The following is a 22,255-nucleotide window of genomic DNA, read 5'->3' on the forward strand; positions in this document are numbered from 1 at the left end:
AGTCGCTGTATTCATGCAATACTTTTTTATTGATTCAATTTTGCAAAACTTTAGGTCTTCCCATGATCCCTGAACTTGAACAAAAATATAAGCAACTGACGCAAGCCCAAAAAGACATTTTTAAGGGCTATGGTTTAAGACAAATTAAACATTTTGTTGAATTTAGCTTACCGAAGATTGAGGCAACTTTACCGCAGGCAGGTAAAATACTGGGTATTAATGCAGAGGGTAAAGTTCAAGCGATTAATACCAATACCAATCAAGTTTATCTATGGATTTCTGATCAACAATGGCAAGCGGCAAAAGCTGTTTCAAATCATATTGATGCCAAAGAAGATTTTATCGAAATTTGGAAAAGTTTAGATTTAGAACATCAAGACTTGATTGATTTAAGTCATATTCATCGTGATTTTTTAGCTTCTTTTGCTGAATAAGCGGATTTATTTACAGGTTAAAACGAAAAATCCTGTTTTTTGATTCGATACAATTTCTCCTCTCGTAAGGGATGTTCATCATCAAAATCTGGATGCAAAAAGTCATGTGAAAATGTCATTCCAATTTTTTCCATGACCTTTTGCGATACGAGATTGTCTTTTGCGGTAAATGCGACAATTTCTTCCAAGTTCAACTCTTCAAATGCAAACCTTAAACATGCTTCAGCACCTTCTGTGGCATAGCCTTGATTCCAAAATTTAGGATCAATGCGCCAACCGATTTCGATGCAAGGCGAAAACTCAAACTTTGAAGGTTGGGGATGTAAGCCAATACAACCGATAAATTCTTGCGTTTCCAACAACTCCACAGCCCAAACGCCCCATCCCTTTACATCAATGATAAATTTGATTTGTTCTGCTAAAGCATTACTTTCATATTCATCGAGTAATTTGGGGAAATATTTCATTACTTCAGGATTTGAAGTGATTTGCGCAAAAGGGACGTAGTCAGAATCTTTCCATTGTCGAAGTAAAAGTCGTTCAGTACATAACTCGTAAATCATTTTAGTTTTCAATCCCTTTAATGTACATTCAACTTGGAAAATATCGTTTGAATGTGTAGCTCAATGATGTCAAAAGATCAAATTTTATTCAGTAGGACGTTCGATACTATAAAGTAAGTGTTCTGCCAAAGGGTGTTCAGAATCAACTTTTGGATGAATAAAATTTTTTACATAATGCATCCCGATGCGTTGCATGACTTTTTCAGAAGGGGTATTTGTCGTTGCTGTAAAAGCGACTACCTCATTTAAATCCAATTGCTGAAAAGCAAAATCTAAGCAAGCTTGCGCAGCTTCTGTTGCATAACCTTGATGCCAATGCTGTTTTGCATATCGCCAACCGATTTCGGTACAGGGTGAAAAATCAAATTGTTCAGGCTGATGATGTAACCCTGTAAAACCAATAAATTGCTGATTTTGTTTTAATTCAACCGCCCAAAATCCCCAGCCATCTTTTGAAATAAACGATTGAATACGTTCAGCTAAAGTATCACTTTCAATTTTTGATAATGGTGCAGGGAAGTGGCGCATCACATCTGGATCAGCATTGAGTTGTGCAAAAGGCTCCCAATCAGATGCTTTCCATGGTCTGAGAATTAACCGAACCGTTTCTAATTGAATGGGTGGGTGGAATTGCTTCATCATTTAACTCCAAATATGCTCATTACACGTTATAAATCTTCAAGAGGAAGCTGAAAACTTTGTTTAATGATCTGACTTGGTACATCAGTTTTTACACTGGTGATGCCATTTTTCTTTGTAAGATGAGTCGACTGAAATTTACGGTAACTTTCTAAGTCTGGTACGACGACTTTTAACATTGCATCACATTCACCCAAAATAATATAGCATTCCATCACTTGAGGAAGTTCTTTCATTGCTTCAATAAATAGATCAATGGTTTCCGCATCTTGTCCTAACAGCCAAATCCGTGAAAATAAAATCAGTTGGAAGCCAATTTTCTGAGGATCAACCACGGTGGTGTAGTTTTGAATCACGCCAGCTTCTTCTAAAAGCCTAACCCGTCTTAAACATGAGGAAGGTGATAATCCAATTTCACGCGCCAGATCATTGTTTTGAATACGCCCATTGGCTTGTAAGGCACGAATGATATTTTTATCAATACGATCTAACTTTATTAGAATAGTCTTTGATGAAATTTTCATAAATTAGAATTTAATTCGAAAAACAATCATTATTATAGAATATTTGCAATCCTATTTTAAACATTTTCACAGATACTATTTTCACCCTCTAAACATACAGAAAAAAGGAAAGATGATGTCTGTATTCGTTGTTTTTGCCTTAACGGTATTGCCGTTAATTTTCACACCAGGACCAGATATGTTATTTATCCTGTCACAAGTGATGGGTAAAGATGCGAAATCAGGCATGATGGCTACGCTTGGCGTATGTTCTGGTTATTTAGTGCATTCTATTCTTGTGGCACTTGGAATTGCCGCGATTATTGTTTCATTTCCTGTTCTATTTGAAACGATTCGCTATCTAGGTATCGCTTATTTATTGTATTTGGCATTTCATTTGTTGAAATCCGTGCTAAGTACTAAAAATTTACATATTGAGAAAAATGCTGAGGCACATCCAATACGTAAAGGTTTTTTTACAGCTTTATTGAATCCTAAAGGGATGTTGATTTATTTTGCAATTTTGCCGCAGTTTATTGATAAAACTGGGAATACGATTGCTCAAGGATTTGCATTGTCATTTATTTTTATCGGTTTAATTTTTATTGTTTACTGTGCTTTAAGCTTAGTTGTGGCAAAAATTTCACAGAAGAAACAAATTGATGAACGTAAACAAAAGTGGATTGATGGCGGTTCTGGTGCATTATTAGCACTTGCAGCCGCGTGGCTTATGGCTAACTAAATAAAAGAAATAGAGATAAAGGAACTTGAAATGAGTTCCTTTTTTATTTTGTTACAAGTTTGATCTGCATTATTCACAAAAATTATCAATAAACATACTCAGTAAAATTGCTTATTCTGTCTAAACTGACAAACTCTACAAGCATCGTTTTATGGATAGTATAATTGTTTTGATTGATTCAAAATATTTTTAGAAGCGATTGAAAAAATATCTAAGCGCTATATAAATAATGTTATTTATCAATATTTAGATATTGTTTAAATAGTAAACTTATAGCGTTGGATAGAAATATTTAGAAAAAATGTGAACTGTCCGTTCAAGCTTTTTTAGAACTTTTATTGCTGTTTTGTGAATTGTGACTTGACCGAAATGCCAAACACATTGCAAGATAGGACACCTAAATAATTTTAAATGAAGCGTTATTATAACACTTCTTAACATTTACTTTTGCTAAAACAGCCGAGGATTACATGAAGGCTCTTGTTGCTGTAAAACGTGTGGTTGATGCCAACGTTAAAGTTCGCGTTAAACCGGACAATAGTGGGGTAGACCTTACTAACGTTAAAATGTCAATTAACCCATTCGATGAAATCGCAGTGGAAGAAGCGGTTCGCTTAAAAGAAAAAGGAACTGTTTCAGAAATCGTTGTTGTTTCTATTGGTCCTAAAGAAGCCCAAGAACAAATTCGTTCTGCTATGGCGCTTGGTGCAGATCGCGGTATCTTAGTTGAAGCTGATGACAGCCAACTTGGTGCTTTAGAAGTTGCTAAAATCCTGAAAGGTGTTGTTGAACAAGAACAACCACAACTTGTACTTTTAGGTAAACAAGCGATCGATGACGACTCTAACCAAGTTGGTCAGATGCTTGGTGCTTTGCTTGGCGCAGGTCAAGGTACATTCGCTTCAGTTGTGACTGTAAATGGCGACAAAGTACAAGTAACTCGTGAAGTTGATGGTGGTTTACAAACTGTTGAGTTGAACACGCCAGCGATCATCACCACTGACTTACGTTTGAATGAACCACGTTATGCAGCATTGCCTAACATCATGAAAGCACGTAAGAAACCGCTTGATACTAAATCTCCTGCGGACTACGGTGTGACTGCAACTTCTAAACTTAAAACAGTGAAAGTTGAGCCACCTGCTGAACGTAAAGCGGGCGTACAAGTGAAGTCTGTAGACGAGCTTGTTGAAAAACTTAAAAATGAAGCGAAAGTGATCTAATACAGAAGGATAAAAATCATGAGTATTTTAGTTATCGCTGAGCACGACAATAAAGCACTTAACGGTGCAACATTAAACGTTGTTGCTGCGGCTCAAAAAATCGGTGGTGATATCACTGTATTGGTTGCAGGTTCTGGTGCACAGGCTGTTGCTGACCAAGCTGCTAAAGTTGCTGGTGTAAGCAAAGTATTACTTGCTGATGATGCTGCTTATGCAAATCAATTGGCTGAAAACGTTGCAAAATTAGTTGCTTCAATCGGTGCGGGTTATTCTCACATCCTTGCTGCTTCTACAACGACAGGTAAAAACATTTTACCTCGCGCTGCTGCACTTTTAGATGTAAGCATGATCACTGACATCATTGCTGTTGAAGGTCCTAAAACTTTCAAACGTCCAATCTATGCAGGTAACGCGATTGCAACTGTAGAATCTGGCGAATCAGTTGTTGTTGCAACTGTTCGTGGTACTGCATTTGATGCGGTTGCTGCTGAAGGTGGTTCTGCTGCTGTTGAAGCTGCGACTTCTACAGGTGATGCTGGTATTTCTAAGTTCATTTCTGAAGAAATCGTGAAATCTGAACGTCCAGAATTAACTGCTGCGCGTATTGTTGTTTCAGGTGGTCGTGGTGTAGGTTCTGGTGAGAACTACCATAAAGTACTTGATCCACTTGCTGACAAGCTTGGTGCTGCTCAAGGTGCTTCACGTGCTGCGGTAGATGCTGGCTTCGTTCCAAACGATATGCAAGTTGGTCAAACTGGTAAAATTGTTGCACCTGATCTATACATCGCTGTCGGTATTTCTGGTGCGATTCAGCACTTGGCGGGTATGAAAGATTCTAAAGTGATCGTTGCGATCAACAAAGATGAAGAAGCACCAATCAATGCTGTTGCAGACTACTGGTTAGTTGGTGATTTGAATACTGTTGTTCCAGAATTGGTTTCTAAAATCTAATTTTGTAATTTCAGTTTAAAAACGCTCCTTTTTAGGGGCGTTTTTTAATGAATGATCTAAGATATAGATATGATAGGAATTATGTTACTGAGTTTGTTCGAATTTTAGCTTTTTGTAGAGTTTTAATTTTTACTAAAAACACTTGTTATAATAATGAATGATAAATAATAATGAACGATTAAAAAAATGATTTGTCAAAAATGTCATACACCGAATATTGAGGAGGCAATTCGCTGTGCGAGTTGTGGGATCGCTCTAAAAATCATAACAGTGCGTTCTGTTAAGCCTGAACCCAGTTTTTTTATTCGATGGTTGAAAGCTTTTATTGGAAATATTCTCCGACCAAAAGGATTGAAGTTATGGGTCATCATCGGCTGTACTTTAATGTTTCTCGTTCCTGCATTAATTGGGACATTTTTTGCTTTTATTGCAAAACCCTATTTACTTGAACAACATACAGCTTCGAGTTCATCTAAAAATACGGCCTCTGTACCACACGATTTGAATTTGATAGAACAATCTCGTCATGACTTAACTGCTATTAAGAGTGAGATCGCAGGTTATTACGCTATACATCATCGTTACCCACGCAGTCTAAGTGAACTAAAAAATAAGCCTTGGCAAAATGATCAAATTTCAATGAATGGCAAAGGTTATTTGATTACCGATATACAAGGTTCACAACCCATGACGATGATTTTTGTCCCTTTTTTGAACCAGCATAAACAATTGGTGTGGGATTGTTATCTTTCGGGGTTTGATTCGAGCCTAGCGGATACAGGGTGTATTGAAATGAGTCAGATTCAAGATATTCCGATTAAAGGTGTGTCTATTTATAAAAACTAATTATAAAAACTAAAATTTTAGTAAGTTGCAGGGAATAACACTATTTAATCAAGGATAAAAAGAGCATTAAAAGAAGAATGAAAAGGTGAGAAATAAAAATGCAATGTCAGAAGTGTGGTGCAGAAAATATTCTAGAAGCTGTGCGATGTTTAAACTGTCGTGCACGGCTAAATCCTATTCAAAAACATCAAGATCAGCACTTTGAAAATAAAATTATTCAGTTAGATATACAAGAGAATGTGCAGAAGGAAATCGCCCGAACTGATGTTGAAGATATTGTCGCTACGCCAAAAAATTCTGTTTTTAGTACGATCAAAAAAATAAATGAGCTTAAATTCAAAGTATCTATGATTATCCTTTGCGTACTGCCATTTCTGGGTTTATTTCTTGTCTTAGTCTCAAAATTTTATCTTCAACCTAAATATGAAGCGGAAAAATTAACTTATGCCGAAAAAATAGCGAAGTTACCCAAAATAAAACATCCGAATAGTCAAGGTGATTCAAATCGTGCGCAGGATGATTGGGAATTAAGACAAATCTCCTTATCCATTTTAAATATGCAAATGACCATGATTCAAGCGAGTCAATATTTTCAACAACACCAAAAATTAGCGACTACACAGGTGACAATCCAGAAAACATTTACCCAAATTTACTTTGACCAATATGGAAATATTATCGGGAAACCCACGGATGATCCTAAGAAAATGTTGATCTATCATCCTATTATTACCCGAGATCAGCATTTAGAATGGCAATGTATTGCAGTGAATATTATTGAGAATAAATATTTAAAAAATTGCTTGTTTAGTCATCAGCACCCTTTTGGTGAAAAGTAGCTATGTTTTTTGATCTATGCTATAGAAGTACATGATAACAACAAGCAAGTTGAATAATTAAAATGAAATGCCAAAAGTGTCATGCTGAAAATATTAGTGAAGCCGTTAAATGTGGAATATGTGGTACGCGTTTAAAGCATCCGAAGAGTTCTGATGACTTTACGGGCAATCAACATGTTCAATCATCAATTCGCCGTGAAAATAAGAAACAGGATATTTTCAATCCAGATCCGAGTATTCAGCCAAATACCAAGCCAAGCCAGAATAGTCATTCAAATCAAAATCAATCAATTACGGATACAATTTTAGATAAAAATACAAAGATTGAAGATAAGGCGAGAATCCTACTTGATTCGTGGCAAGACAAAGCAAAAGATGCTTGGGAAAATGCTCAAAATCAACCTAGGAAAAAGCCTAAATATAACAAATGGTTTTTTATCATTATTGCGGTATTCATTTTTGCATCACCTGTAATTACGCTGATTACAAGTGTGATTATTCCTGAAATTCAATATCAAATACGTGAGCATCTACGCATTCAGCGTGAAAATGATGAGGCTGCTGTTGAAGATGTGATTATGGAAGATATTGTGACAACTGATGCTGTAGTTGATGCAAACGAGTATGAGCAACGTTATGCCGAGATGCGATCCTATCAGCAAAATATAGAAAGGATGTTCGGTGCAACCCGTGCTCTACCAGAGAATTTACAAGAGATTGAAAAATTTGATCAAGTAGAATTTGATCAATCCATTCATGATGTAATTGAAATACGGAATGGTATGATTATTGGTTCATTCGCAGAGTTTCCGAACGAACATATTTATTTAAAACCTGAAATAAAAAATAAGAAAATCATAGGATGGTCTTGCTATAAAGTTGGCATTTCTGAGGGGGAAATGTCTGAATGCGAGCCAGAGTCGAGTGAGCCTACAGCACCAATTGTCGAGTAGCACAATGGATGTGAAAACGTTACACATCCATTTTGATTGCTTTTTGTAATTTGCCAATTTTGCAGATTGGGCTTCAGTTTTTCTAACAGGAAATATCTAACTTAGACGATGAGAGTTTTCGTTAATATTTCACTTTATTTATGTATTGGGTTGATTTCTGATCATGTTGAATTTTTGACTGGTGATTTCTTAGTGGTTTCTCATTATATTTACATGATAATTTTAAAGAATAATCACATATAAATTTAGCCTTAGTTATCAATTTAAGCCTTAAAAATATAATAATAATTTTGAATTTATAAAATACACAGTCACTTTTAGGTGTAATTATTTAGGAATATTCATTGTAATATTATGGTAATATTCCATTTTATAGCCTATTTTTTGGGCGGAGTTCTCCCACATGTTAATTTCCAAAAAGCTGACAAGCCCTACAATAGGGCTTGTGGTTCTGTGTTTTTTTATTCCTTTTCTTGCAAACTCTCACGTACCATTGATGGATGGCTTCGTTGTATTGTCGATCGAGAATATTCAAGCTTTAATGTTATTGAGCTTTGCAGTTTATAGTTATTACTATATGCGACCGCTTGATTGTCCAGAAGGTAAGAAACAGTTTTGGTTGTGGGCGGTGTTTTGGTGGATTTTATTGTTTGGACGCAGTATTAGTTGGGGGCGTGATTTTTTCCCTGATGTTCCGCACATTTACTTCCGTATATTGTCTATTTTCTTTATTGCACCTGTTGTATTGATGCTATTTTCTAAAAAACTGCGTGAAGAAATTGCACTAAAGTTTAAAACAATAAGCTTTCCTATTTTTAGCTTTTTATTGGCAGTGATTGGACTGATCATTTCAGATGCGGTTGAACATAGTCGGATGATTGCGCCACTTTTCTTACATGATCTTGCCTATAAAGATTTGATTGAAGAAATGTATGAATTCCCAGTGATTTGGGGTTTATTCGAAGTCAGTTATTTACTGATGAAACAAGATAAAAAAATTGTAAAACAGGCGATTCTCGTACCGCAAGAAGCGGAATCAAATGAGCTTTCTGACTATAAAAATGCCCACTAATTTTTTAATATCTTATAAAAAAATTAGCCTCCATTGTTGGAGGTTTTTTATTGGAAATAAATCGTTAAATTTGTTCAAAATAAAGACAAAAAATCCTCATTTTCAAGCATGCTGTTTGACACAAAATCGAATGGATTTGTGCTATACTGTGCGACTGAATTTTAGATTTTGGCTCAACTTTTTTTGAGCTAAATTTTGATTAGCTTGATCATATAAATCAGCAGTTGCAGTCTGCGCTGTTTGAAATAAGGAGTATGCATGAGCGTATCGGAAACTAGACCGATTGCCATTGAGGATGAACTCAAGAACTCATATCTTGATTATGCCATGAGTGTGATTGTATCTCGTGCATTACCAGACGTGAGAGATGGTCTAAAACCTGTTCATCGTCGTGTGCTTTTCGCTATGCACGAGTTGGGCAACGACTATAACAAAGCTTATAAAAAATCTGCCCGTGTCGTCGGGGATGTGATCGGTAAATATCACCCACATGGTGATTTAGCTGTATATGAAACCATTGTTCGTATGGCGCAAGATTTCAGCTTACGTTATCAATTGGTTGATGGTCAAGGTAACTTCGGTTCTGTCGATGGTGATAGTGCAGCGGCTATGCGTTATACCGAAGTCCGTATGCGTAAGTTAACCCATGAAATGTTGGCTGATTTAGAAAAAGATACAGTCGAATGGGAAGATAACTACGACGGTTCTGAACGCATTCCTCAAGTGATGCCGACCCGTATTCCAAACTTATTGATCAACGGTGTAACGGGTATTGCAGTGGGTATGGCGACCAATATGGCGCCACACAACATGACTGAAGTGATCAATGCATGTTTGGCTTATGCTGAAAATCCACAAATTTCAATTGAAGGGTTGATGGAACACGTATCTGGTCCAGATTTCCCTACAGGCGGTATTATTTATGGTAAATCAGGAATTGTAGATGCTTACCGTACAGGTAAAGGTCGTTTGCATATTCGTGGTAAATACCATATCGAAGAAGATCAAAAAACAGGTCGTAATACGATTGTATTCACTGAAATTCCTTATCAAGTCAACAAAGCGAAGACCATTGAACGTATCGCTGAATTGGTGAAAGAGAAAAAACTCGAAGGCATTTCAGAATTACGTGATGAGTCTGATAAAGAAGGAATGCGTATTGCAATTGACTTGAAGCGTGGTGAAAACGCTGAAGTGATTGTGAATAATCTATTCCTCAATACTCAATTAGAAAACTCGTTCAGCATTAACATGGTTTGCCTAGACAATGGTCAGCCGAAGTTAATGAATTTGAAAGATATTGTTGCTGCATTTATTCGTCATCGTCAAGAAGTAGTCACACGTCGTACGATGTTTGAATTGCGTAAAGCACGTGAGCGTGGTCATATCTTAGAAGGTTTAACCGTTGCTTTAGCGAATATTGATGAAATTATTGAAACCATCAAAACTTCTGCAAATCCACAAGAAGCGCGAGAGCGTTTACAAGCGGGTGAGTGGGCTGGCGGTGGTGTTGTTGCATTGCTTGAAAAAGCAGGTGCAATTTCTGTTCGCCCTGATGAGATTGAAGGTGAAGACCCGAATCGTCCATTTGGTTTAGATGGCAATATTTATCGTTTATCACCTGCGCAAGTCGGTGCGATTTTAGAATTACGTCTACACCGTTTGACAGGTCTTGAACAAGACAAATTACAAGCGGAATACTCTGAAATTTTAGGTCAAATTGCTGAACTTACAGCGATTTTAAATGACTTTAATTTATTGATGGGCGTCATTAAAGAAGAACTCGCATTGATTCTTCAACAATATGGCGATGCGCGTAAAACGGAAATTGTAGAATCACGTATCGACTTCTCTCGTGAAGATTTAATCCCAGAAGAGCAAGTTGTATTGACTGTTTCTAAAACAGGTTATGCAAAAACTCAACCATTGTCTGACTACGCCGCACAACGCCGTGGTGGACGTGGTAAATCTGCAACGTCGATGAAAGAAGATGATTATATTCAACATCTCATCGTGACATCGAATCATGCAACCGTACTTTGCTTTACCAATGTCGGTAAAGTTTATCGCTTGAAAGTGTTTGAAGTACCACAAGCATCACGTGGTGCGAAAGGTCGTCCGATGGTGAACTTGTTGCCATTAGATGCAGATGAAACGATTACAGCGATTCTCCCTGTAATTGATGCACCGAAGAAATTTACAGAGCGTTTAGCTGAGTTTAGAACTTTTGTGCGTTCGAATGTGGCTAAACTTCGTGAAAATCAAATCATTGATGGTCATTACGAAGCATTGAAAGCTGCATTTGCAGAATTGGGTGAAAATCCAGATGATTTATCACCTGCATTACGTGTTCAGTTAAAAGAGCTCAGTGCAGAATTAACAGCGTCTGATTGTGATGATGAGTTGGTTGCTGAGTTTGCTGAACGTGCTGAAAATGTTCGTAAAAACTTCTATGTCTTCATGGCAACGGCTTCAGGTACGGTTAAACGTGTTGAATTAGAACAGTTTAGTAATGTTCGTTCAAATGGTTTACGTGCAATTGAGTTGAAAGAAGAAGATACCTTGATTGGTGTTGCAATTACTGATGGCGAGCAGCAAATCATGTTGTTCTCGAATGAAGGTAAAGCAATCCGCTTCTCTGAAACAGATGCGCGTGTGATGGGTCGTACTGCGAAAGGTGTTCGTGGTATGCGTGTAACACTTGCTGCGGCTCAAGCGGATGAAGAAACTGAAACTGATGTAGATTCGGATGATGAGGATTCTTCAGATTCGAACTTTATCAGTCGTATTGTTTCATTAGTAGTTGTTCCTGAAACTGGCGAAGTGTTGTGTGCTTCTGCAAATGGTTATGGTAAACGTACTCCTGTTGATGACTTCCCAACCAAGAAACGTGGTGGTAAAGGCATCATCGCCATTAAGACCTCTGAACGTAATGGTGAATTGGTTGGTGCAGTTGCGATAGATGTGACCAAAGAAGTGATGTTGATTTCTGATGGTGGTACTTTAGTCCGTACTCGTGCTTCTGAAATTGCACAAACAGGTCGTAATGCTCAAGGTGTTCGTTTGATCCGTTTGGGTAATGAAGAAATCTTAGTTGGTGTTGTGGCTGTAGATGCCGTTGAAGAAGATGAAGTCTTGGATGCACCTGAAGTGATTGATGGTGAAGCATTAGTCGATAATGAAAAGCTTGTTGGTGATGAAACTATTATGGAAGAAGGTGATACTGATTCTATGGATAATGAGTCTGACGAGTAATTCTTAGAAATAAAAGAAGGGCGCTAAGGCGCTCTTTTTTATAATAATTTTAGATGGAATAATTGTTTGGGGAATCAAGATGTTTTCTAGGTATAAAGATAATATTATGGCTATTTTTATAGGTATTTTTATTTTTGTAACATTTTTATTGTTTATGTATTTTTCAACTTTCAGATTTATTAGTAGTGATACTGCAGTATGGGGTGCTTTTGGTGATTATATTGGCGGGATATTAAATCCCATATTTGCCTTATTAAGCTTTTCAGCGCTGTTAATTACTTTAATTTATCAAAATAAGCAACTAGAACAAAATCAGGAAATTTTAAAAGAAACTAAAAAAGCAATTGAACAAAATGAAAATGCATTAAAGTTGAATCAGGAAGCTTTGGAATTAAATAGAAATGAATTAACAATAAGTAATCAGCAATTAGCTTTGTCTGCTAAAGCTCACATTGAGATTGAAAAAACACAAAAAATTCAACAATTTGATATGCTGTTTGCAACTATGTTAAATGAATTAAATATAATAAATAAAGATTTTAATGAAAGAAATCTAATAGTAGATTTTTATGGAATTTTCTTGCAAGATGATAGTTTAGAAAACAAACAAGTTAATTTAAGAAAAAAATATTTGTTGACTCGTTATTTTATTATTTTATATCAAATATTGAAACTAATTAGTGAAAATAAATTTTTAGAAATGAGTGAAAAGAAAAAATATAGTAATATCACAAGAGCTTCTGTAGAAAATGCTTTATTACAACTATTAATGTTGAATTGTAACTGTGACGGTTATAGTGATGATTTTGATGAATTTTATGAGTTTTTAAAAGAATTTTCTTTTTTAGAACATATGGATTTTAGTCTTCAATTCTCAAATGAGCAAAAATTTAATTTCTATTTACTTTGTTGTTTGAAAAATTATGATGATGATGTATTTGGAAATAGTCTGTATCTAGAGTCTGCAAAAAAAGTTTGGTATTACGATTTTTTAGTTAGTAATCATAATATATTTAGTATTCATGATTTATGCTATTGTTTATTGGAAAAAGAATTAGATATTAGTAAAAGTGTAAATAGTAATTTATTTAAATTTTCTATACAGATTAATAATAAGGAAGTTTCAATATTAGTGCAAGAATTAGCATCGAAAAAAACAAAGGTATTTCAAGTACCATGGTTAGATATTGATTTAAATGATAGCTTATTACAAGCTAAATACAGACATTCATTTTTTGAAATAATATTTATCTATAAGGAAAGTAATTTGCAAATTAAATGTAAGTTTAGTTTGAATAGTTTCCAATCTCATCAAAATGGTTTTGATAATATCTTGGATAATCGTGATTGGATTGTAATTCAATAAAGGGGAATTATGCTAAAACTCATCTACTACGTCCCCGAATCACACCTAGAATCCACTAAACTCGCTATTTTTGAAGCAGGCGCAGGTGGGATCGGAAATTATGAACACTGTGCATGGCAAGTTTTAGGCACAGGGCAATTTAAACCTGTTAAAGATGCAAAGCCATTTATTGGTGAATTGAATACTTTGGAGCAAATTCCAGAATGGCGTGTGGAAACCATTGTTCCAGAGGATCAAGCAAAATTAGTGGCACAGGCTTTAAAGGCAAGCCATCCTTATGAAGAACCTGCCTTTGAGTTTATTCAGATGATTGAAATCGAGTAAGCTAAAATATTGAGAAAAAACCATTGTTTTATGCGTTTAAAAATGAGAATTTAACAAAATATATTTTATAAAAATGAATGCAATGGATTTTTTTTATCAGCTTTTAAAACCTAAAAATAGAACTAAAGTTGTTGATATTGGTGCAAATCCAATCGATGGAGAGCCACCGTATAAAACAATGCTTGATCTGAAAATTTGTGAAGTGGTGGGTTTTGAACCACAAACACATGCTTTAGCAATATTAAATCAACAAAAAAGCGAACTGGAAAATTATTTGCCCTATGTGGTGGGGGATGGAACAGAGCATCAGCTACGTATTTGTCGCTCATCGGGGATGACCAGTTTATTTGAACCCAATCCAGAGGTACTCCAAGTATTTGATTTCTATTTACCTCTTGGTGAAGTATTAGAGCGAGTGAATGTTCCAACCATTCGATTTGATGATATTCATGAAATACAGCACGTGGATTATTTAAAAATTGATATACAAGGTGGTGAACTCAATGTTTTTAAGCATGGACATCAACAATTAAAAACTGCAGTCGCGATTCAAACTGAAGTGTCATTTATGACGTTGTATCAAAACCAAGCTGGCTTTGGGGAAATTGATATTGAGTTGAGATCACAAGGTTTTGTGCCACATTGTTTTGCTGCGGTAAAACATTGGCCTATATCTCCGATGGTATTGAATCAGAATCCAGCACAGCCACTAAATCAGCTTTTGGAAGCGGATTTAGTTTATGTACGTGACTTCTCAAAACCTGAATTAATGAATGATGAACAACTTAAGCAATTGGCTGTGATTGCTCATTATGCTTATCGTTCTTATGATTTGGCTTTGCGTTGTGTGATCTTACTTGAGGAGCGTCAGGTTTTATCCGAATCTGCCAAGCATGAATATGTTGAGTATTTACAAACAATTTTTTAATGATTAGATCCAAAAATAATTCATAAATAAAGATACTAAAACCAAAGCTTAAATTAGCTAATCGCATAGACAAGTTGAAACTTATCACTTGTCTATGATGATTAATTTAAATATTCACAATGACTTAAACTTTCTGGATAAACAAATCACGATCAAAGCGATATTGTGGGAAGAACACACCATCTTCAGCACGTTCACCTGCACCAATCACCATCACAGGATATTCAAGATCACCAAGATTGAGAATTTTACGTACCAAAGGCTCGTCAAATCCTTCCATCATACAGCTATCAAAACCATAAGCACGTAAAGCCAAGACTAAATTTTCACATGCAAGCGCGGTGGTTTTAGTTGCCCACAATACGGCATCAGCTTGACTAAAAGCAGTCACAGGCATTTGTTTATCGAAAGTACGTGCTATTTTAAATGCAACTTTTTTAAAATTACCCAATGCGTTGAAATAGCCAGTTTTATAATTATATGGAATAAATTTATAGTATTTTTTGACCAAAGGTGGAATTTCTGGAAAAGGGAATTCAGAAATATTCTTTTTCGCCATTTCGTCAACACGGTCAGTACGTGCAACACAGACAATTAACTCAGCCGCGGTACGTGCAGACCACTGACTCATACACGCTTTGACCAATTGCTTTTTCTTGGCAGGATTTTGAACCACATAAAACGTCCAAGGTTGTAAGTTTGAAGAGTTTGGTGCAAGTAATGCCAGATCTAAACATGCATCTAAAATTTCAGCAGGAATCGCTTTATCGGTAAATTTACGTACAGAACGACGGCTTTCTACAACCTTACGGAAATTATTGACATCAATATCTTGTGGTGCAGGTTCGTAATAACGCTTCTTTTCAGTAGAGTCTTGTGGCATTGGTTTAACCTTATTGAAATTTTTTATGAAGATTTAAAATGGTTTTGTAGTTTTTGACGGAGTCTTACATCAAAAGTTTTAATTTAGGGATTAGCCTTCGGCTCGACCTCCTTTTCTTTCGGGAAAAGGAGGCAAAACCATTGTCATCCGCAAAACTCGTCCACTTCCGTCAAACTATTGAATACATCGCAGAAACATATCTGATTAAAAGTAGTCCTGCCTCAAACACGTTGCGGATGACGTTATCGCGTATCCATATTGATCGAGAAGCAAAAACTGCTTTTATGTTACTGTGTAACGTTAGTTAAATTGAGCAAAATCAGGTTTACGCTTTTGCATAAATGCTGCAACGGCTTCCGCCATTTCAGGTGATTTTACACGTTGCATAAAGACCACGGCTTCATCATCTACACATTGAATAATTTCTTCAAGATTGTGTTTCATCAAGGCTTTAGTCTGTTTAATTGAAGCCAAAGGCAATGCCGCAAGCGTTTGAGCTTGGTGTAAAGCATGACCATAGACATCATCTTCAATACTATTGATTAAACCAGCACTTAAAGCTTTTTCACTGTTAAATTTCTGCGCGGTTAAAAGCAATTCAGCCGCTTTATGATAGCCCGCTTGTTGAATAAGCAGTTTGCTCGAAGCACCTTCAGGAGAAAGTCCTAAGCTGACAAATGGAATTTGGAAGAGGGCTGTATTGTCTGCATAGACGAGATCTGCATGCAGAAGAATCGTTACACCAATCCCAATTGCAACACCGCGCACTGCACAAATCAAAGGCTTAGAAAAACGTGCTGCTGATTTTAATAATACAAAAGGAGGTCCATCACCTTCTTTACCTTCTTGTTTATTCTGTAAAGACTGTAGAAAGTCTTTCATGTCATTGCCAGCACTAAAGTCAGCATCTGCACCACGTAAAATCACAACACGGACACTGTTATCTTGATCTGCTTCATCCAAAGCTGACGCAATCCAAAGATACAATTCACCGTACAAGGCATTTTTTGCTTCTGGTCGGTTAATTGATAAAGTCAGTACACCATTTTCTAAATTTGCGTTTAAATGTTGATGCGGTTGTTGAATACAACGAAGTGTCATCGTACTATCCTTGCTTTAAAATTTAATTGGATTTTATGCCCTCATTATGTCGCATATTTGAAAATATGTTGCAACTGGTGAGTTCATAAAAAATGATTTTTATGACTTATAAATTTGATGATCTTGTCTATATTGGACGTTTTCAGCCTTTTCATTTGGCACACATGCAAACCGTGAGTATTGCATTACAACAAAGCCAATATGTGATTTTGGCACTCGGTTCAGCACAGAATGAGCGAAATACCAAAAATCCTTTTCTTGCCCAAGAACGGGAACAGATGATTTTATCGAATTTTTCTGAAGCCGATCAAAAACGCATTAAATTCGTGCATGTGATTGATGTTTATAATGATGTGAAATGGGTTAAATTAGTAAAATCATTGGTCAATGAAGTCGTCAAACCTCAAGATAAAGTCGGATTAATCGGTCATTTTAAAGATGATTCATCTTATTATTTAAAATTATTTCCTGAATGGGAAATGGTTGAATTAGACAGCTTAGTTGGTTCAATTTCTGCAACACCATTACGAGAAGCATACTATCGAGGTGAAATTAAACACACGGAATTTCCACAGGGAACAATAGAATTTTTACAAAACTTTAAAAAAAGTGATATGTATCAACAATTGCAACACAAATTCGACACTCAGGACAAATCGAATCTCTAACTTTATTGCATAGAATCGATCTTTGTAGAGCGTAAAGACAGTCATTCAACTGTTTATAAGCTAAAACAAAGTTAAGGATATATCATGCAATTGAATCAAAAACGATTGAATCAAAAGGTTGTCAAAGCTGTTATTTTTTCGACTGCTGTATTGAGTACAAGCGCATTTGCCACAAACTGGACTTTAACGCCATCGAGTCGGGTTGGTTTCAATATAGATTCAATGGGAATAAGCATTGTCAAAGGGCAGTTTAAGCGTGTGCAATCTTCACTTAACTTTGATGTAAAAGCACCACAAAAAGCATCGACTGAATTTGTAATGGATGTAAATAGCCTAAGCATCAATAAATCTTCCTTGAAGAATATGATCTTTGGTGAGGATTTATTTTATGCGGCTAAATATCCTTCAGTATCTTTTAGAAGTACAAGTTTTAAAGCACTTTCAAACAATAAGTATCAAATTCTTGGCAATTTAACACTACGTAATGTGACTAAATCAGTCATATTTGATGCGACGATTAAACCGAATACGAGTAATCCGAAACTTTTAGATTTTAATTCATCTACGACGATTAACCGTAGTGATTTTGGGATGAAAAAAGCTGTGGGTGGTGTCGGAGAAAAAGTGAATATTCAAGTGAATGGACAATGGAAAACACAATAGAGCATCGTGTTGCATGTGATTTATAAATCTGAATGTTGCTATTCTAATACATTATTGCCCCTATACATCCTTATTGCAAAACACTTTGTGCCGTTGTTTTTAGCACTTGGGTAATTTGATCAAGCTGTTTGGATTGTTGTTTCCAATGATGCCAATAAAGGGGTAAATCAATTTGAAGTGCTGGAGAAACTTCGATCAAAGTACCATTAGTAAAAAAATCTTTGGCTTGATAATAAGGTAACCAGCCATAACCCAAACCCATAGCAATCGCATCGACAAAACCATGTGATGAGGGAATAAAGTGATGTGGATATTGTGCGACATTTAAACCAAAATTCTTTTGTATATAATCAGTATGCATACCATCTTTGGGATTGAAAATGAGGGCAGGTGCGAGCTGAATTGATTCACGATTGACACCATTTTTAAACCATTGCTGACAAAACGCAGGTGTCGCGACAAAATGATAATGCATAGTGCCAATATATGCTGCACTACAACCTTTCATGGCTTGGGCTTCTGTGGTCACACACGCATTGACTAATCCGGCTTCAAGTAAATGATGCGTCTGTGACTGATCATCGACCTGAAAATGCACCACAATTTGATTTTCAACCAGACACGATTTTAAAACAGGCAATAGCCATGTAGCCAAAGAATCCGCATTGGTTGCGATATTGACCTGATAAAAAGAAGAAGCTGTTTGTCCTGTTAAATTTTGCAAAAAGTTCTGTTCAAGTAATTTACTGTGTTGTAAATAATACAACAGTGACTGTCCAACCTGTGTAGGTTTGCAGGGGCGTTCTCTAACAATAAGTAGATGCCCTAGACTTTTTTCCAAGCTCTGTAAGCGTAATGTCACCGCAGAAGCTGTGATATTGAGACGTTGTGCCGCTTGTTCAAAACTTCCTGTTTCTGCGACAGCCAAGAATGCTTCACTATGTTTACTTTGTAACATCTTCCAATCGACTCTATTGCAAAGGTGGATATATCAATTGCTAAAGATCATTAATTTATCGAAAGATTAAAGATCTCTGACTAAAAATAGCATAGTAATTAAAACTAAGAAAAACTTAGCAATGATTATATTTATTTAGAAATACTCACTTTATAGCATAAGTGAAGATAATAGCGTGATTGATCGAAATGTTAAAAGTGTAGTGTTAAATGTTGCAGAGTTATATACAGGGGATGGCTGTAGGATTCAGTCTGATTATTGCGATTGGGGCGCAAAATGCATTTATCCTCAAGCAAGGCTTAAAAAAGCAATATGTTTTTTGGCTGTGTGCGATTTGTGCAGCTTCAGATTCGATTTTGATCTTATTGGGCGTACTGGGTTTTTCACATGTAGTACAAAGTCATCCTGAAATTATAAATTGGGCGAAGTATTTTGGTGCGACGTTTCTATTTTTTTACGGCGCGCAACATTTTATTCAAGCCTTTAAAACCTCAAGCAGTTTATTACCGAGTGAAAATAGAGAATCAAATTTATTCAAAATGATTCTAATTTGTTTGGCATTAACTTGGCTGAATCCACATGTGTATCTGGATACCGTGGTGTTGATTGGTTCAATTTCGACAAAGTTCGAGACGACAGCTATGTATTTTGCAATGGGTGCAATCACAGCATCTTGGCTATTCTTTTTTACGCTGGGTTATGGTGCGAGATTATTATTGCCTATTTTTCAAAATCCTAAAGCATGGAAAATATTAGACTTTATCATTGGAGTGGTGATGTGGGGAATTGCGATGTCGTTGGTGATTTAACATTTCCCTCATCCTAACCTTCTCCCAAAGGGAGAAGGGACATCCAATATGAGTTTTAATTTGTGGCTAAATTTAGACTTTATACAAAGTAGAAATGCTTCAAAATGGTATAAGGCAAATCGAATTTCTGATTAACCTGCTTGTAATGCTTTTAAGTCTTCTAAAACTTGTTCCGCATGCCCCGCAGCTTTAACCTTACGATATTCCTTAACCAATTGACCCTTATGGAAAATAAAGGTTGAGCGTTCAATGCCCATCACTTTTTTACCATACATATTTTTTTCTTTAATCACATCAAAGTGTTTACAGAGTTCTTCTTCTTTATCACTGATCAAATTGATGGTTAAAGCTTGCTTTTCGGTAAAGTTTTGATGTGCTTTGACTGAGTCACGAGATACCCCAATGATGGTAACATTCAATGCGTCAAATTGATCTTTAATACATGAGAAACCAACAGCTTGTGTGGTACAACCAGGCGTATTGTCTTTTGGATAAAAATATAAAACCAACCATTCTGTACTCAGTTCAGTTAGATTGATTTCACCTGTAGTGGTCGGAAAACTTTGATTCGGCAGTTGGATTTGTTCAGTCATTGTCATTCCTTAAATTTACGAAGCTTCTAATTCAAGCGTTAAAAAGGCATAATTTTGATGATAAAGAATAGCACCTTTATGCACTGAAAGCGGATTTTTAAATATCGGTGCATCAATTACGGTGGTATGAAACTCACCAGATTCTCCACATGGATCTATACCACGTGCAAGTAATTCATTGACATAGTCATGATCAATTACGCGACCTAAATCTTCCGTAGACATTCCAAGGTCTAGATTGACTGTCACGACAATACAAATAAATTTAAGCTGAATCAGTTCATTGACCACTTCAAGACGTGGCTTTTGCCACAAAGGCATCCACAGTTCTAGTTGTTGTTGTGCAGAAACTGATTGATTCCACTCCGCATGACCGATTAAGTCTATATCACCTGTAACTAAAACTTCAGCACCATAGTCTTTGGCTTCTGCCAAGACGTTGAGAAACTGCGTTTCATAGCTTTCCCATGTGGTTGTGGTTTTGAGAATAGGCAGTCCCAGTGCTGCTGCTTGTGCATCAATAATATCAAGTGGCATCGCATGTGAGCGTGAGCGAATACCATGTTCATCTAAGGTAACGATTAAGGCAACGGCTTGACCTTGCTGCATTGCATAGTACAAGGCAAGGCTACTGTCTTTGCCACCGCTATAAGATGCGACGAATTTACGTGGTTGAATGGAAGAGTGAGTTGAATTTTGCATGGGCAGGCTTGTAATGCTTGTTTTAAAGCTGGTGTATAAATCAAATGCGAAAAAAAGCCTGCATTACGCAGGCTTCCTTTATTCGGTATTATTTTTTCGCTTGAGCAGCTTTGATCGCAGCTTCAGTTAAAGTTTCTAACTTGCTGGTTAACTGAGGACCGAAACATGCTTTAAGTTCTTTATTTTGTTGCTGTACAAAAGCTAAACTTGATGGGTTTTTCTTTTGGTTTACAGCGCTTTGGATTTCCCATTTTTGAGCTTCAGTCACTTTACCTTGAGCATCAATTTGGCAACCACAGAATTTGCTGACTTCAGCAGAAGTCAGTTTTCCACCTTTCGCTGTTTCAGTTTTACATACATTCACAAGCGCTGATTTTACATTGGTGCTTTTATAAGCTTGTTGAAGCGGATTTGCTTCAGCAGCAAAAGCAGCTGTTCCCATTAAAGCTGAAGCTGAAAATAAAGTTGAAAGAATAAGACCTGATTTTAAGTTTTTCATAAAATGTACCTTGTTATTGCGGTATATAGCGAGTTGGATCTGCAACACCTGCATCCATAAAACCTTGTTTACGAAGTCGGCAGCTATCGCATTTACCACAAGCGCGTCCTTGGTCATCTGCTTGGTAGCATGAAACCGTTTGACTATAGTCTACGCCATGTTCGATGCCTAAGCGTATTATATTCGCTTTGGATAAATGTAACAGAGGTGTTTCAAATTTAAGAGGTTTTCCTTCTACACCAACTTTGGTTGCCAAACGCGCCATATTGGCAAAGGCATCAATAAATTCAGGTCGACAGTCAGGATATCCTGAATAATCAACAGCATTGATACCAATCACAATGGCTTGTGCATCAAAAACTTCTGCTGCTGCCAGTGCATAAGACAAGAAAATCGTGTTACGTGCTGGAACATAAGTTACAGGAATACCATCAGTTTCATGATCAGGGATATCAATGTTATGGTCTGTAAGTGCTGAACCACCTAAATTGCCTAAATCAATATTGATGACCCGATGTTCTACACCCGCGCGTTGTGCTAAAGCACGTGCTGCATCTAGTTCAGTGGTTGAACGCTGACCATACATAAAACTTAAAGCGATGCATTCATAATTGGCTTGAGCCCAAGCTAAGCAAGTTGTTGAGTCTAAACCACCAGATAGTAAGACTATGGCACGAGGGCGCATATCCAATTCTCCAAAATATCAATTAAAACAAATAACAAAAGGTAAATAAGTAAGAC

25 protein-coding genes are annotated in these 22,255 nt (G+C 36.4%); 15 read left to right on the top strand and 10 right to left on the bottom strand.

Annotated elements, in window-relative coordinates:
• Positions 1 to 62 precede the first annotated feature (62 nt).
• A complete protein-coding gene (locus EXE09_RS14200; RefSeq protein WP_068973538.1) occupies positions 63 to 434 on the top strand; it encodes a hypothetical protein in 372 nt (123 codons plus the stop codon).
• A 17-nt stretch (positions 435 to 451) separates the two neighbouring features.
• Here the strand turns inward: EXE09_RS14200 and EXE09_RS14205 are convergent, their stop codons facing one another.
• From EXE09_RS14205 to EXE09_RS14215, 3 genes are all read right to left on the bottom strand, one after another.
• Positions 452 to 997, bottom strand: a complete 546-nt coding sequence (locus EXE09_RS14205) for a GNAT family N-acetyltransferase (protein ID WP_130117704.1) — start codon at positions 995 to 997, stop codon at positions 452 to 454.
• Positions 998 to 1,081: 84 nt separating this feature from the next.
• Entirely contained in the window at positions 1,082 to 1,636 is a 555-nt protein-coding gene (locus EXE09_RS14210) for a GNAT family N-acetyltransferase (RefSeq protein WP_130117705.1), read from the bottom strand.
• Positions 1,637 to 1,665: 29 nt separating this feature from the next.
• The gene (locus EXE09_RS14215) at positions 1,666 to 2,160 is read right to left on the bottom strand and encodes an Lrp/AsnC family transcriptional regulator (protein ID WP_068973541.1); all 495 of its coding nucleotides are present in this window, start codon (positions 2,158 to 2,160) and stop codon (positions 1,666 to 1,668) included.
• Between the two features lie 115 nt (positions 2,161 to 2,275).
• On the opposite strand from EXE09_RS14215, the gene EXE09_RS14220 reads away from it, so the two are divergent.
• The 11 genes from EXE09_RS14220 (at position 2,276) to EXE09_RS14270 (ending at position 14,638) form a co-directional block, all read left to right on the top strand.
• Positions 2,276 to 2,881, top strand: a complete 606-nt coding sequence (locus tag EXE09_RS14220; protein ID WP_130117706.1) for a LysE family translocator — start codon at positions 2,276 to 2,278, stop codon at positions 2,879 to 2,881.
• A 470-nt stretch (positions 2,882 to 3,351) separates the two neighbouring features.
• Complete coding sequence (locus EXE09_RS14225; protein WP_087552476.1) at positions 3,352 to 4,104, top strand: electron transfer flavoprotein subunit beta/FixA family protein; 753 nt, start codon at positions 3,352 to 3,354, stop codon at positions 4,102 to 4,104.
• A gap of 18 nt (positions 4,105 to 4,122) precedes the next feature.
• The gene (locus EXE09_RS14230; protein ID WP_068973544.1) at positions 4,123 to 5,055 is read left to right on the top strand and encodes an FAD-binding protein; all 933 of its coding nucleotides are present in this window, start codon (positions 4,123 to 4,125) and stop codon (positions 5,053 to 5,055) included.
• Between the two features lie 186 nt (positions 5,056 to 5,241).
• Positions 5,242 to 5,901: a hypothetical protein gene (locus EXE09_RS14235; protein WP_130117707.1), complete on the top strand. Its 660-nt coding sequence runs from the start codon at positions 5,242 to 5,244 to the stop codon at positions 5,899 to 5,901.
• Between the two features lie 98 nt (positions 5,902 to 5,999).
• Positions 6,000 to 6,740 (top strand): hypothetical protein, encoded by a 741-nt coding sequence (locus tag EXE09_RS14240; protein ID WP_130117708.1) that lies wholly within the window; start codon positions 6,000 to 6,002, stop codon positions 6,738 to 6,740.
• Positions 6,741 to 6,802: 62 nt separating this feature from the next.
• The gene (locus tag EXE09_RS14245; RefSeq protein WP_130117709.1) at positions 6,803 to 7,693 is read left to right on the top strand and encodes a zinc ribbon domain-containing protein; all 891 of its coding nucleotides are present in this window, start codon (positions 6,803 to 6,805) and stop codon (positions 7,691 to 7,693) included.
• A 403-nt stretch (positions 7,694 to 8,096) separates the two neighbouring features.
• Positions 8,097 to 8,765, top strand: coding sequence for a hypothetical protein (locus tag EXE09_RS14250; protein ID WP_130117710.1), 669 nt, complete (start codon positions 8,097 to 8,099; stop codon positions 8,763 to 8,765).
• 258 nt (positions 8,766 to 9,023) lie between these two features.
• A complete protein-coding gene (gene gyrA / locus EXE09_RS14255) occupies positions 9,024 to 12,020 on the top strand; it encodes a DNA gyrase subunit A (protein WP_130117711.1) in 2,997 nt (998 codons plus the stop codon).
• A gap of 106 nt (positions 12,021 to 12,126) precedes the next feature.
• A complete protein-coding gene (locus EXE09_RS14260; protein ID WP_165382072.1) occupies positions 12,127 to 13,386 on the top strand; it encodes a putative phage abortive infection protein in 1,260 nt (419 codons plus the stop codon).
• A 9-nt stretch (positions 13,387 to 13,395) separates the two neighbouring features.
• Complete coding sequence (locus tag EXE09_RS14265; protein ID WP_130117713.1) at positions 13,396 to 13,710, top strand: NGG1p interacting factor NIF3; 315 nt, start codon at positions 13,396 to 13,398, stop codon at positions 13,708 to 13,710.
• An 82-nt stretch (positions 13,711 to 13,792) separates the two neighbouring features.
• Positions 13,793 to 14,638: an FkbM family methyltransferase gene (locus EXE09_RS14270; protein WP_130117714.1), complete on the top strand. Its 846-nt coding sequence runs from the start codon at positions 13,793 to 13,795 to the stop codon at positions 14,636 to 14,638.
• Positions 14,639 to 14,762: 124 nt separating this feature from the next.
• Here the strand turns inward: EXE09_RS14270 and EXE09_RS14275 are convergent, their stop codons facing one another.
• Both EXE09_RS14275 and EXE09_RS14280 read right to left on the bottom strand, forming a co-directional pair.
• Positions 14,763 to 15,521 (bottom strand): nitroreductase family protein, encoded by a 759-nt coding sequence (locus EXE09_RS14275; protein ID WP_130117715.1) that lies wholly within the window; start codon positions 15,519 to 15,521, stop codon positions 14,763 to 14,765.
• A gap of 300 nt (positions 15,522 to 15,821) precedes the next feature.
• The gene (locus tag EXE09_RS14280; protein WP_087552467.1) at positions 15,822 to 16,622 is read right to left on the bottom strand and encodes an enoyl-CoA hydratase; all 801 of its coding nucleotides are present in this window, start codon (positions 16,620 to 16,622) and stop codon (positions 15,822 to 15,824) included.
• A 101-nt stretch (positions 16,623 to 16,723) separates the two neighbouring features.
• On the opposite strand from EXE09_RS14280, the gene EXE09_RS14285 reads away from it, so the two are divergent.
• Both EXE09_RS14285 and EXE09_RS14290 read left to right on the top strand, forming a co-directional pair.
• Positions 16,724 to 17,290 (top strand): nicotinate-nicotinamide nucleotide adenylyltransferase, encoded by a 567-nt coding sequence (locus EXE09_RS14285; protein ID WP_087552509.1) that lies wholly within the window; start codon positions 16,724 to 16,726, stop codon positions 17,288 to 17,290.
• A gap of 84 nt (positions 17,291 to 17,374) precedes the next feature.
• A complete protein-coding gene (locus EXE09_RS14290; RefSeq protein ID WP_130117716.1) occupies positions 17,375 to 17,953 on the top strand; it encodes a YceI family protein in 579 nt (192 codons plus the stop codon).
• A gap of 70 nt (positions 17,954 to 18,023) precedes the next feature.
• Here the strand turns inward: EXE09_RS14290 and EXE09_RS14295 are convergent, their stop codons facing one another.
• Entirely contained in the window at positions 18,024 to 18,911 is an 888-nt protein-coding gene (locus EXE09_RS14295) for a LysR family transcriptional regulator ArgP (protein WP_130117717.1), read from the bottom strand.
• A gap of 209 nt (positions 18,912 to 19,120) precedes the next feature.
• Here EXE09_RS14295 and EXE09_RS14300 point away from each other — a divergent pair, with 209 nt between their 5' ends.
• Positions 19,121 to 19,720 (top strand): LysE/ArgO family amino acid transporter, encoded by a 600-nt coding sequence (locus EXE09_RS14300; RefSeq protein WP_130117718.1) that lies wholly within the window; start codon positions 19,121 to 19,123, stop codon positions 19,718 to 19,720.
• A gap of 131 nt (positions 19,721 to 19,851) precedes the next feature.
• On the opposite strand, the gene EXE09_RS14305 is transcribed toward EXE09_RS14300, so the two are convergent.
• From EXE09_RS14305 to queC, 4 genes are all read right to left on the bottom strand, one after another.
• Positions 19,852 to 20,313 (bottom strand): peroxiredoxin, encoded by a 462-nt coding sequence (locus tag EXE09_RS14305; protein ID WP_130117719.1) that lies wholly within the window; start codon positions 20,311 to 20,313, stop codon positions 19,852 to 19,854.
• A gap of 15 nt (positions 20,314 to 20,328) precedes the next feature.
• Positions 20,329 to 21,015 (bottom strand): diphthine--ammonia ligase, encoded by a 687-nt coding sequence (locus tag EXE09_RS14310; RefSeq protein ID WP_130117720.1) that lies wholly within the window; start codon positions 21,013 to 21,015, stop codon positions 20,329 to 20,331.
• Positions 21,016 to 21,103: 88 nt separating this feature from the next.
• A complete protein-coding gene (locus EXE09_RS14315) occupies positions 21,104 to 21,514 on the bottom strand; it encodes a hypothetical protein (protein WP_068974758.1) in 411 nt (136 codons plus the stop codon).
• A gap of 13 nt (positions 21,515 to 21,527) precedes the next feature.
• Complete coding sequence (queC, locus tag EXE09_RS14320) at positions 21,528 to 22,199, bottom strand: 7-cyano-7-deazaguanine synthase QueC (RefSeq protein ID WP_068974757.1); 672 nt, start codon at positions 22,197 to 22,199, stop codon at positions 21,528 to 21,530.
• Between the last annotated feature and the right edge of the window lie 56 nt (positions 22,200 to 22,255).

It is taken from the genome of Acinetobacter sp. WCHAc060025 (assembly GCF_004209355.1).
Classification (GTDB): domain Bacteria; phylum Pseudomonadota; class Gammaproteobacteria; order Pseudomonadales; family Moraxellaceae; genus Acinetobacter; species Acinetobacter wuhouensis.

Excerpts from the sequence above, each read along its gene's own strand:
- EXE09_RS14250 (WP_130117710.1), top strand. The coding sequence starts at position 8,097 with ATGTTAATTTCCAAAAAGCTGACAAGCCCTACAATAGGGCTTGTGGTT.
- EXE09_RS14200 (WP_068973538.1), top strand. The coding sequence starts at position 63 with ATGATCCCTGAACTTGAACAAAAATATAAGCAACTGACGCAAGCCCAA.
- EXE09_RS14205 (WP_130117704.1), bottom strand. The coding sequence starts at position 997 with ATGATTTACGAGTTATGTACTGAACGACTTTTACTTCGACAATGGAAA.
- EXE09_RS14290 (WP_130117716.1), top strand. The coding sequence starts at position 17,375 with ATGCAATTGAATCAAAAACGATTGAATCAAAAGGTTGTCAAAGCTGTT.
- EXE09_RS14310 (WP_130117720.1), bottom strand. The coding sequence starts at position 21,015 with ATGCAAAATTCAACTCACTCTTCCATTCAACCACGTAAATTCGTCGCA.
- EXE09_RS14270 (WP_130117714.1), top strand. The coding sequence starts at position 13,793 with ATGGATTTTTTTTATCAGCTTTTAAAACCTAAAAATAGAACTAAAGTT.
- EXE09_RS14210 (WP_130117705.1), bottom strand. The coding sequence starts at position 1,636 with ATGAAGCAATTCCACCCACCCATTCAATTAGAAACGGTTCGGTTAATT.
- EXE09_RS14220 (WP_130117706.1), top strand. The coding sequence starts at position 2,276 with ATGTCTGTATTCGTTGTTTTTGCCTTAACGGTATTGCCGTTAATTTTC.
- EXE09_RS14285 (WP_087552509.1), top strand. The coding sequence starts at position 16,724 with ATGACTTATAAATTTGATGATCTTGTCTATATTGGACGTTTTCAGCCT.
- EXE09_RS14305 (WP_130117719.1), bottom strand. The coding sequence starts at position 20,313 with ATGACTGAACAAATCCAACTGCCGAATCAAAGTTTTCCGACCACTACA.
- EXE09_RS14225 (WP_087552476.1), top strand. The coding sequence starts at position 3,352 with ATGAAGGCTCTTGTTGCTGTAAAACGTGTGGTTGATGCCAACGTTAAA.
- EXE09_RS14235 (WP_130117707.1), top strand. The coding sequence starts at position 5,242 with ATGATTTGTCAAAAATGTCATACACCGAATATTGAGGAGGCAATTCGC.
- EXE09_RS14240 (WP_130117708.1), top strand. The coding sequence starts at position 6,000 with ATGCAATGTCAGAAGTGTGGTGCAGAAAATATTCTAGAAGCTGTGCGA.
- queC (WP_068974757.1), bottom strand. The coding sequence starts at position 22,199 with ATGCGCCCTCGTGCCATAGTCTTACTATCTGGTGGTTTAGACTCAACA.
- EXE09_RS14215 (WP_068973541.1), bottom strand. The coding sequence starts at position 2,160 with ATGAAAATTTCATCAAAGACTATTCTAATAAAGTTAGATCGTATTGAT.
- EXE09_RS14280 (WP_087552467.1), bottom strand. The coding sequence starts at position 16,622 with ATGACACTTCGTTGTATTCAACAACCGCATCAACATTTAAACGCAAAT.
- EXE09_RS14230 (WP_068973544.1), top strand. The coding sequence starts at position 4,123 with ATGAGTATTTTAGTTATCGCTGAGCACGACAATAAAGCACTTAACGGT.
- EXE09_RS14275 (WP_130117715.1), bottom strand. The coding sequence starts at position 15,521 with ATGCCACAAGACTCTACTGAAAAGAAGCGTTATTACGAACCTGCACCA.
- EXE09_RS14295 (WP_130117717.1), bottom strand. The coding sequence starts at position 18,911 with ATGTTACAAAGTAAACATAGTGAAGCATTCTTGGCTGTCGCAGAAACA.
- EXE09_RS14260 (WP_165382072.1), top strand. The coding sequence starts at position 12,127 with ATGGCTATTTTTATAGGTATTTTTATTTTTGTAACATTTTTATTGTTT.
- EXE09_RS14265 (WP_130117713.1), top strand. The coding sequence starts at position 13,396 with ATGCTAAAACTCATCTACTACGTCCCCGAATCACACCTAGAATCCACT.
- EXE09_RS14300 (WP_130117718.1), top strand. The coding sequence starts at position 19,121 with ATGTTGCAGAGTTATATACAGGGGATGGCTGTAGGATTCAGTCTGATT.
- EXE09_RS14245 (WP_130117709.1), top strand. The coding sequence starts at position 6,803 with ATGAAATGCCAAAAGTGTCATGCTGAAAATATTAGTGAAGCCGTTAAA.
- gyrA (WP_130117711.1), top strand. The coding sequence starts at position 9,024 with ATGAGCGTATCGGAAACTAGACCGATTGCCATTGAGGATGAACTCAAG.
- EXE09_RS14315 (WP_068974758.1), bottom strand. The coding sequence starts at position 21,514 with ATGAAAAACTTAAAATCAGGTCTTATTCTTTCAACTTTATTTTCAGCT.